Genomic DNA, 912 nt, shown 5'->3' with positions numbered 1-912 from the left:
GCTTCGAGCGCGACAGGAAGGTACGGGACGCCTTCGCCAAGCTCAGCAGGCAGGACCAGGACGTGATCACGCTCTGCGTCCTGGAAGAACTGACCACCTCGCAGGCCGCGCAAGCGCTCGGCGTGCCCGACGGAACCGTGAAGTCACGGCTGTCCAGGGCACGAAAGCGCCTCGCAGAGCTCGCTTCCCCTCTCGCCGACGATCGACCCCTGTTCGAAGGAGGTGCCCGATGAGCGCCACAGAGTTCACCCAGGAACGCAGCGACGCCATCCGGAGGCTGCTGATCGACACGGTCGATGCGGAGCCCCGTCGCCGCCGCCGCTTCCAGATCCTGGTCACCTCGGTCCTCGCGTCTGCCGCCGTCGTCCTCGCAGGAGGCACGGCCGCGCTGGCTCTGACCGGCGTGATCCGTTTCGACGCCCCGCCGCCACCTCCGCCCGTGCCGACGTCGAGCAGGGTGGACTGCCAGCCGTTGACCTGGCCAGTCGCAAGGTACTCGAGCGGCACCAGGCCGGAAGCCGCGAAGTTCGGGACGTGGAGGGACGCCTTGGTCGCCTGCAACGGTGTCGACCACCGTGGATGCGCGAGGTCGCGCGGGTCGACGCGCTGGGTCGACGCGCTCGACGGCTTCAGGTACGGGACGCCTTCGCCAAGCTCAGCAGGCAGGACCAGGACGTGATCACGCTCTGCGTCCTGGAAGAACTGACCACCTCGCAGGCCGCGCAAGCGCTCGGCGTGCCCGACGGAACCGTGAAGTCACGGCTGTCCAGGGCACGAAAGCGCCTCGCAGAGCTCGCTTCCCCTCTCGCCGACGATCGACCCCTGTTCGAAGGAGGTGCCCGATGAGCGCCACAGAGTTCACCCAGGAACGCCACCCAGGAACGCAGCGACGCCATCCGGAGGCTGCTGATC

At 68.4% G+C, this 912-nt stretch carries 3 protein-coding genes; all 3 read left to right on the top strand.

The window, feature by feature from the left end; genetic code table 11:
* On the top strand, positions 1-233 hold a 233-nt coding region (locus B7438_RS20105), incomplete at its 5' end, for an RNA polymerase sigma factor (protein WP_143466114.1).
* Positions 230-679, top strand: coding sequence for a hypothetical protein (locus tag B7438_RS20425; protein WP_143466112.1), 450 nt, complete (start codon positions 230-232; stop codon positions 677-679). The genes B7438_RS20105 and B7438_RS20425, both read left to right, overlap by 4 nt.
* Positions 580-846: an RNA polymerase sigma factor gene (locus tag B7438_RS20100; protein WP_085371454.1), complete on the top strand. Its 267-nt coding sequence runs from the start codon at positions 580-582 to the stop codon at positions 844-846. Before B7438_RS20425 ends, B7438_RS20100 begins: the two co-directional genes overlap by 100 nt.
* Positions 847-912: the final 66 nt, after the last annotated feature.

The sequence above is a fragment of the Leifsonia sp. NCR5 genome, assembly GCF_002105485.1.
Classification (GTDB): domain Bacteria; phylum Actinomycetota; class Actinomycetes; order Actinomycetales; family Microbacteriaceae; genus Leifsonia.
The sequence above is the reverse complement of the archived record's forward strand: the minus strand, read 5'-3'. Positions and strand labels throughout refer to the sequence as shown.

Bases quoted from the DNA above. Each gene is read 5' to 3' on its own strand.
- B7438_RS20100 (WP_085371454.1), top strand. From the start codon at position 580: ATGCGCGAGGTCGCGCGGGTCGACGCGCTGGGTCGACGCGCTCGACGG.
- B7438_RS20425 (WP_143466112.1), top strand. From the start codon at position 230: ATGAGCGCCACAGAGTTCACCCAGGAACGCAGCGACGCCATCCGGAGG.